Origin of the sequence: Streptomyces sp. NPDC006372 (assembly GCF_040612515.1) — a bacterium.
Classification (GTDB): domain Bacteria; phylum Actinomycetota; class Actinomycetes; order Streptomycetales; family Streptomycetaceae; genus Streptomyces.
The window spans coordinates 1-7,866 of the sequence record NZ_JBEXQJ010000077.1; the positions used below are offsets into that span (position 1 = coordinate 1).

Sequence of the window (7,866 nt, forward strand, 5' to 3'; positions counted from 1 at the left end):
GGCCGACGGACAGCAGCCGTCGGCCGGGCCTCTTCGCGTCCCGCCGCGCGACCGGAACGCGCTGGTCCGGCGGCTACGCCGCGTATGCGCGGGAGAACCCGGGGCATCCGGACTCCGGGAGGTCTACATGAACACGACTGTGTTGGCACGGAGGGGACGGTTCCGGGCCCGGCGGGCGGCGCGCGGGTCGGTGACCGAGGGGGCGGCACGGGCAGGGCTCACCGCACGCGGCGTGATCTACCTGCTCGTCGGTGCGCTGGCATTGCAGATCGCCTTCGGCGACACCAAGGAGCAGGCGGACCGCGGGGGCGCTCTGGCGGAGCTGTCGCAGAAACCCTTCGGCGCGGTGCTGCTCTGGGCGCTGGGCATCGGGCTCGCCGGCATGGCCCTGTGGCGGCTGTCCGAAGCCCTCTTCGGCTCCGTCGGACAGGACGGCCGCAGCGCCCGCAAGCGGCTGCTGGCGACGGTCCGCTTCGGGTTCTACGTCTTCGTCGCCTACTCGGTGCTGTCCTTCGCGGCGACCCGGAACCAGAGCGGCGGCGGTTCCAGCGACCGGCAGTCCCGGGACGCCACCGCCAGGGTGCTGGAGATACCCGCCGGCCAGTGGCTGGCCGGCGCGGCCGGGATCGCGATCGTCGCCGCCGGCGGCTGGATCGGCGTACGGGCGGTGCTCCGCAAATATCGCGACAAGCTCCGGCTCGGGGAGATGGGCCCCCGGACCCGGCAGCTGGTGGACGTCACCGGTGTGGCCGGGGGTGCCGCCCGCGGGCTGGTGTTCGCCGCGGCCGGTGTCTTCGCCGTCCGCGCGGCGATCGACTACGAACCCGACCGGGCCAAGGGGCTCGACGACACTTTGCGCACCTTCGCCGACACCCCCCTCGGCCCCTGGCTGCTGGCCTGCGTCGCGGCCGGGCTCGTGCTCTTCGGAGTGTTCTCCTTCGCCATGGCTCGCTGGCGACGGGTCTGAGCGGCGTCTCGCGGGGAACACGAGCCGCATGAGCGATTCCGAGATTCCGCAAGACGACGGCCGTCCCGTGGACGTGTACCTGGACCTCCTGCGCATCCGGATGGACACGGAGGACTACCGCCTCCTGATGCGTGTGGTGGAGCCGGTCCTCCAGGCGATCGACGAGGAGCGCCTGTCCAGCCTCGACTTCGCGCTCGACTCCGGGCGCGACGACGAACTGCCCCAGGAGATCCGTGACGAGGTGGCCCTCGTCATAGCCACCGCGGTCACCGGCCGCCTGGACAACGAAGTGATCGAGCTCGATGTCGACGACACCGGCCCGGTCAGGATCGTCACGGACGCGAGCACCGCCTCCGACCCCATCCGCCTGGGCGAGATCGCCGACTACATCAAGGAACGGCACAGGCAGACGGAAGAGCTGCGCGGCATCGCCGAGGTCAGCGGACTGCCCACGGACTTCTGATGCGGCCCGGGCGCTCCCTCGGCGGGGCCCGTCACTTCTGGGGCGCCGCCACCGGCACGTCGAGCGGCCGGGCGAGGCCGACCACGGCCTCGTCCAGCCGCTCCAGATGCCGAAGCACGCGGTCGGTGATCCGGCCGTAGCGAGGTGTGCCGGCGTCGGACCCGAGCAGTGAGGCGATGCTCGGCCCGGTCTCGACCAGCGCGGCGGCGTGCTCGTCCGCGACCCGGGCCGCGATGGTCTCGATGTTGCGCACCGTGCGCGCCGCGGCCCCCCGCAGTCGCGGGTCCGCCGCGATCGAGGGGTGCGTGGGCAGCAGCTCGGCGGTCGCCGCCAGCGTCCGCGCGTGGTACGCGCAGGTCTCCAGCAGCGCCACCACGTACCGCGCCGTGTTCCTCCGGGCCCGCAGCGGCGTGACCGGATGGGTCAGTGGCTGCGTGGCGGCCCGCAGATCGGCCAGTGCCTGGTCCAGGTCGCGCGCCTTGTCCAGCAGTTCGTCCGCAGGCCCGCCGCTCAGCTGCCCGACCGCGGCCTCAGTGACGGAGACCAGCCGCTCCAGCACGGTGCCGAGCAGCTCGTTGGTACGGCGGTCGGTCCGCACGGGCAGCACCAGCGCCGCCGCGGCCACTCCGCAGGCCGCGCCCAGCGCCGTCTCCTCCACCCGCAGCAGCAGCACGTCGAGGCTGTAGGTGTGCAGCAGCGTGTACAGCAGTCCCAGCATCGCGGTGACGAAGAAGGACATCAGCGTGTACGACAGCGGCGCCACGTAGAACATCGCGAAGATCAGCACCAGGACCAGGGCGAACGCCGTCCACGTGTGCTGCCCGACCAGCCCCGCCAGCACGATCCCGGCCACCACGCCGAACACCGTGCCCAGCAGCCGGCGATAGCCCTTGACCAGGATCTCGCCCGTCGAGGCGGTGTTGAGGAAAACGATCCAGCAGGTCAGCACCGCCCAGTACCAGCGCTGCGTGGACAGCAGCTCACCGCCCGCGATGGCCAGCGACGAGCCGACGGCCACCTGCACGGCCGCGCGCGTGGTGGGCCGCCGCAGTCCGGTCTGCTCCTCCGGCTCCGCCTCCTCGCCGCCGTCGATCGCGGCGTCCTCGGCATCCAGTTCCTCACGAGAGCGGGCCGTGGCGGGGGAGTCGTCCGACTCGTCCTGCGGGCCGTCCAGCGCGATCCGCAGCCCCATCACCGCCCGGGCCGACTCTCCGATGCCCCGGAACACGTCCTGGACGGCGGCGGACGCGGGCGGCAGGTTCTCCTCGTCCCGGTAGCCGAGGAGCCGGTTGCGCACGTGGGCCAGCGCGGTCCCCGTGTCACCGCTGCCGGCCCGCAGCACGAGGGTGCGCAGCGCCTGGAGATCGCGACGGAGGGTGGCGGTGGCCTCGTCCGGCACGGCCGACTGCCCGACCGAGGGCGCGGGCGCGCCCGGCAGGTGCAGGGTGAGCGTGTCGGCCCGCTCGGCGGTGCGGGAGGTCAACAGGAGCAGGCCGAGCCGCTCGGCGGCGATCTCGGCGTCCGCGATCCGGCGCTGCACGAGCCGCGCCGCCGACTCGTCCGGGGTGCCCTCCTCCAGGCGCGCCTGGATCATCATCGCGGTCTCGTGCAGCCGCGCGGTGCCCTCCCGCACAGCCTCGAGGGCCTTGTCCATCTCGTCCGTGCCGGCGTCGAGGAGGTCGAGCTGAGCGGACACCAGCTGGGCCAGCCGGGCGCGGAAGGCCAGCCGCAGCCGGTGCAGGACGGCCGTCGGGGTCGCGGGCACGACAGCGAAACGCAGCAGGGCGCTGGAGCAGAACGCCAGGGCGATGGCGCCGCACAGCGCGGGCAGCGAGGAGGTCGAGGCGCCGACGAACAGCGACAGGAAGTAGACCTGGAAGCCGATCAGCCCCAGCGCGGTGCCGCGGTCGCCGAACCGGCGGCCGTACACCGCGCAGAAGATCAGCACGACGAAGAAGACGTCACCGGCGTAGAGACGCGCGTTGAGCACCGCGCCCAGGCACACCGAGGCCAGGGCCACCGGCAGGCCCAGCGCCAGTGTCACGGCCTGGGCGCCGAGCTGCTTCTCCCGGATGGCGAAGGTGGCGACCATCGCCGCCATGGCCCCCGCCACCAGAAGGTGCACATCGGCCCGCAGCAGGGCCAGCACGGCCAGGGTGAGGGCGATGGCGCCCACCGTCCGCAGCCCGGCCGTCAGGCGCAGCAGCCCGGGGTCGGACGCCGCGATCCGGTCCCGCAGTCGTGTCCGCACCGAGCGTCCCGCTGCCCTCACGCCGCCGCACTCTCTCCCGACTCACACCGCACACCAAGATCCGCGTCTCAGCATGTCATGCCGCGAGCGGAAGCTCCCGCCCGGCCCTCCGCTACCCCTGCCGGCCGGCTCCCTCGATGTGTGCCTGTACCTGCTCCGGCGTCAGGTAGGCGTCCGTGTACTCGAAGTCCTTCAGCCGGGCGGCCTTGCGCGCCTGGAAGCCGGTCCGCACGAAGTCGTCCCCGGCCACCGCGTTGAGCAGCCAGTTCGTCATCACCCTGGTCTTGGCCACGTTGGTGCGCAGCGCCGACCAGTGGTAGCCGCGGGCGACGGCCTGGGCGGGCAGGCCGCGCAGCTCGATGCCCAGCGGCTTGGAGACCGCGTCCGTGCCGCCGAGGTCGACGACGAGCCCGAGGTCCTTGTGCACGTACGGCTTCAGCGGCCCGCCCCGCAGCGACGCGATGACGTTGTCGGCGACGTGCCTGCCCTGCCGCAGGGCGTGCTGCGCCGTGGGCGGGCACATCGCCCCGTCACCCTTGGCCAGGTCGGGCACGGCGGCCGAGTCGCCGAGCGCGAACACCCCGTCGTCGCCCGGCAGGTTCATCTCGGGGGCGACCGCGAGCCGCCCCTTCACGGTCTCCGCGCCGAGCGTGGCGATGAGGGGACTGGCGACGACTCCGGCGGTCCAGATGAGCGTGCGGGTCGGGATCACCCGCCCGTCCGTGAAGGTGACCTCCTCCGGGCCCGCCTTGGCGATGGAGGTGCCGAGCGAGATCTCGATGCCCCGCCGCCGCAGGATCTCCTGCGCGCTGCTGCCGAGCTTGTCGCCGAGCTCCGGCATCAGCTTCGGGGCGATGTCGATCAGATGCCACTTGATCAGACCCGGGTCCAGCCGGGGGTAGCGCTTCACGGCGGCATGCGTCAGGCGCTGCAGGCACGCCGCGGTCTCCGTGCCCGCGTAGCCGCCGCCGACGACCACGAACTGCAGCCGTGAGGCCCGCTCGTCGGGGTCCTGGCTCGCATCGGCCAGATCGAGCTGCGAGATCACGTGGTCACGGATGTAGGCGGCCTCGGCGAGGGTCTTCATCCCGAACGCGTGGTCCGTCAGCCCCGGGATGTCGAAGGTACGGGTGATGCTGCCGGGGGCCAGCACGATGTAGTCGTACGGCTCGTTGACGATCTGGTCGGTGATGGTGCGGACGACGCAGACCTTGGACTTCAGGTCGACGCCGATGGCCCCGCCCGGAATGATGCGTGTGCGGTACTTCTTGCTGCGGCGCAGCGAGACGGCGATCGACTGCGGCGTCAGTACGCCGGAGGCGACCTGGGGGAGCAGCGGCAGGTAGAGCTGGTAGGCGAACGGCGTCACCAGCGTGACGTCGGCCTCGTCCGGGGAGAGTTTCCGTTCCAGACGGCGGACGCACTCCACGCCGGCGAAGCCTGCGCCAACCACCAGGATCCTGGGTCGTGTCACGGTGTTCATCCCTTTCTGCGGCTCCAGGCGGTCTGCCTCGAACGCCTTTCGACTGCCCATGGATCGCTGGTTCGCACCCCATTGATCCCATCGCGTCCAGGACCGGCACGCCAGCCGGACGCGGCAGGCAGACGAACACGTCGATCACCACCATGCCCGTCCCGTGGCCGAAAAGCACCAGGCCGGCGTGAAGAAGGCGTGCACGGACCCGGCAGGGCGCGCCCCCACCGTCAGGGCCGGGCACCCTCCCCCTGGAGGTGACACAGCAACAGACACACGTCGTCGTCGCGTTCGGAGTCGCTCAGCAGCGGATGCAGGATCCGGTCCGCCGAACCCTCCAGGTCCGCGTCGAGTTCCGCGGAACGGAACCCGCCGAGCGCCTCCGCCAGCCGTTCGATGCCCGGGTCTATGCCCTGCGCGCGCCGTTCGACCAGCCCGTCCGTGTACAGCGCGAGCGTCGAGCCGGGCGACAGCCGCACCGTGTGGTCGTCGATCTCCTGGGTGAGGGGGATACCGAGCATGGCGCCGGGTTTGGCGTCGAGGGTGCGCACGGTTCCGTCGGGCAGCCGCAGCACCGGCGGGGGATGGCCCGCGGCGGCCCACGTCAGCGTGGGTTCGCCGGGGTGGAACCGCGCGATGACGGCGGTGGCGTAGAGGTCCGGCTGCAGATGGTGCAGGAACCGGTGCAGCCGGGTCAGCAGCCGGCCCGGGCTGTCGCCGTCCACGGCGTACGCCCGCAGCGCGGTGCGCAACTGGCTCATCATGACGGCCGCGTGCAGACCGTGCCCGGTCACGTCGCCGATGACCGTGATGAGACCGCCGTCCCGCTGCCGGAACGCGTCGTACCAGTCACCGCCGATGTTCAGCCCGTGGGTGGCGGGCAGGTAGCGCGCCGCGAGGCTCAGGCCCGGCGTGGCCGGGAGATCCGTCAGCAGGGCGCGCTGCAGCGTCTCGGCGATGTCGCGGTTGTGTTCAAAACGCCGGGCGTTGTCGATCGCGATGCTGGCCCGCCGGGTCAGCTCGATCAGCATCACCGCGTCGTCCGGGTCCCAGCGAGGACCGGGCGGCGACAGGGTCAGCACCCCGAGCGGCGCCCGCCGCGTCGGCAGCGGAACGCACAGCAGTGGCCGCCCGGGGTCGAGCGCCGAGGGCGGATGGTCGTCGACGCCGGGCAGTCCGCCGGGATGGTCGGCGGCGTACTGGGGCCGGCCGGTGCGGGCCGCGACCACGGCCGCGGCCGGATGGGCCGCCGACCGGCGCTTGTCGTCCTCGTGGTCGAACAGCCAGATGTCCACGCTCTGCGCGTACTCCGGAACCAGCAGGTCCGGCAGCCGGCGCACGATCTCCTCGTGGTTGAGCGAGGCGGTCAGCACGGCACTCGCGTCCGCGAGGAACGTCAGTCTGCGGCGGGCGCTCTCCGCCTCGTTCCGGGCGCTGCGCTCGGCGGCGAAGGCCTCGCGCTGGGCCAGCCCGGCAGCGTCCAGCTCGGCGTGCAGCGCCAGCACACCCTGATTGGTCTGGTGCAGCTCCTCGCGGTGGAAGGCGACCAGGTCCTCCTGCTCGGTGAGCTTGTCCAGCACCACGGCCGTGTCCTCGTCGGCGCCGAGCAGCGCCTCCGCGAGGGCCGCGGCGTCGTTCGCGACGGAGCCGTCCTCCGCGGTCCGGGCCGCCTCGGGGCAGGGGACCGTGACCTCCCACGGCGGTTCCCCGGCGGCACACGCCTCCGGTGACGGCGTCACCACGGCGTGCAGCAGTCCTTCCTCGGAGGGGGAGCCGGCCATGTCCAGGGTGAGCAGCCAGGTGCCGCCCTTGGTGAGGCACTGCCGCAGGTGGGCGCTGAGGGCGGCGGCGAGCCGCGTCCGTTCGACGGTGGGCACACCGTACGCGGCGGCCAGTCGCGCGAGGGCGATGCGGGCGCGGGCCGCGTCGATGACGGTGGTGATCTGCCAAGTACGCATCATGGGTGTTCCGGCGGGGTCGGAGTCAGCACGGCCACGGCGGTGTCGTCCCGCACCGGCCGGGCGGGACTGCTCGCGTCACGTATCGTCACGGCGGCCGTGACGGCCGGGTCGGTCGCCGCCGGCCCCGCGTCGGACGGCGGTGTCCAGCGGCTGGGCAGGCCGTCGGTGTGCAGGATCAGCAGCGGGTCGCCCGTCCAGTCGGCCTCCTCCGCACGGAGGGTGGCGGGCCGGTGCACGCCGACGATGCCGGGCCGGGACAGCAGGGGGTGCCAGGTGCCGGCCGTACGCAGCCGTGCTCCCACGTTCCCTATGCCGGCGAACCGCAGCCGCCCGGTCCGCAGGTCCAGCTGGGCCAGGGCGACGGCCGCGCCCCGGGTGCCCTGCAGAGCGTCGTGGAGCTGCCGCAGCGACTCGGCGGGACCGAGGTGGGCCCAGCGGCGCAGCGCCGCGACCGCGGCCGACGAGGCCCGGGCCGCCTCCGGGCCGTGCCCCAGCCCGTCCGCCAGCATGAGCGTCACCAGATCCCCGGAACGCACCCACGTCCAGGCGTCCCCCGAGAACTCGGCACCCGCGTAGGGGATGTTCACCCCGCCGGCCCGCACACCGACCGGCACGGACCGCTCCCGTGACGGGCCGGGCTGCACGGCGGACCCGACCGCACCGTCCCCCGGCAGCCCGGCCGCCGACCCCGCCCGGGGGCCCGGTTCTCCGGTCCACGCGGGGCTGCCCGTGGCCGCGCCGCCCGGCAGC

General features: G+C 73.2%; 6 protein-coding genes. 2 read left to right on the plus strand and 4 right to left on the minus strand.

Annotated elements, in window-relative coordinates; translation table 11 throughout:
- Nucleotides 1-127: 127 nt before the first annotated feature.
- The gene (locus ABZ016_RS42680; protein WP_356922195.1) at nucleotides 128-967 is read left to right on the plus strand and encodes a DUF1206 domain-containing protein; all 840 of its coding nucleotides are present in this window, start codon (nucleotides 128-130) and stop codon (nucleotides 965-967) included.
- A gap of 28 nt (nucleotides 968-995) precedes the next feature.
- The gene (locus ABZ016_RS42685) at nucleotides 996-1,430 is read left to right on the plus strand and encodes a hypothetical protein (protein ID WP_356922196.1); all 435 of its coding nucleotides are present in this window, start codon (nucleotides 996-998) and stop codon (nucleotides 1,428-1,430) included.
- Nucleotides 1,431-1,461: 31 nt separating this feature from the next.
- Here ABZ016_RS42685 and ABZ016_RS42690 read toward each other — a convergent pair whose 3' ends face one another.
- From ABZ016_RS42690 to ABZ016_RS42705, 4 genes are all read right to left on the minus strand, one after another.
- The gene (locus tag ABZ016_RS42690) at nucleotides 1,462-3,702 is read right to left on the minus strand and encodes an FUSC family protein (RefSeq protein ID WP_356922197.1); all 2,241 of its coding nucleotides are present in this window, start codon (nucleotides 3,700-3,702) and stop codon (nucleotides 1,462-1,464) included.
- A gap of 91 nt (nucleotides 3,703-3,793) precedes the next feature.
- Nucleotides 3,794-5,164, minus strand: a complete 1,371-nt coding sequence (locus tag ABZ016_RS42695) for an NAD(P)/FAD-dependent oxidoreductase (protein WP_356922198.1) — start codon at nucleotides 5,162-5,164, stop codon at nucleotides 3,794-3,796.
- Nucleotides 5,165-5,385: 221 nt separating this feature from the next.
- Entirely contained in the window at nucleotides 5,386-7,116 is a 1,731-nt protein-coding gene (locus tag ABZ016_RS42700) for a SpoIIE family protein phosphatase (RefSeq protein ID WP_356922199.1), read from the minus strand.
- A partial coding sequence (locus ABZ016_RS42705; protein ID WP_356922200.1) for a SpoIIE family protein phosphatase occupies nucleotides 7,113-7,866 on the minus strand: 754 nt, incomplete at its 5' end. The genes ABZ016_RS42705 and ABZ016_RS42700, both read right to left, overlap by 4 nt.

Coding starts and splice junctions, on each gene's coding strand:
- ABZ016_RS42680 (WP_356922195.1), top strand. CDS start 128: ATGAACACGACTGTGTTGGCACGGAGGGGACGGTTCCGGGCCCGGCGG.
- ABZ016_RS42685 (WP_356922196.1), top strand. CDS start 996: ATGAGCGATTCCGAGATTCCGCAAGACGACGGCCGTCCCGTGGACGTG.
- ABZ016_RS42695 (WP_356922198.1), bottom strand. CDS start 5,164: ATGAACACCGTGACACGACCCAGGATCCTGGTGGTTGGCGCAGGCTTC.
- ABZ016_RS42700 (WP_356922199.1), bottom strand. CDS start 7,116: ATGATGCGTACTTGGCAGATCACCACCGTCATCGACGCGGCCCGCGCC.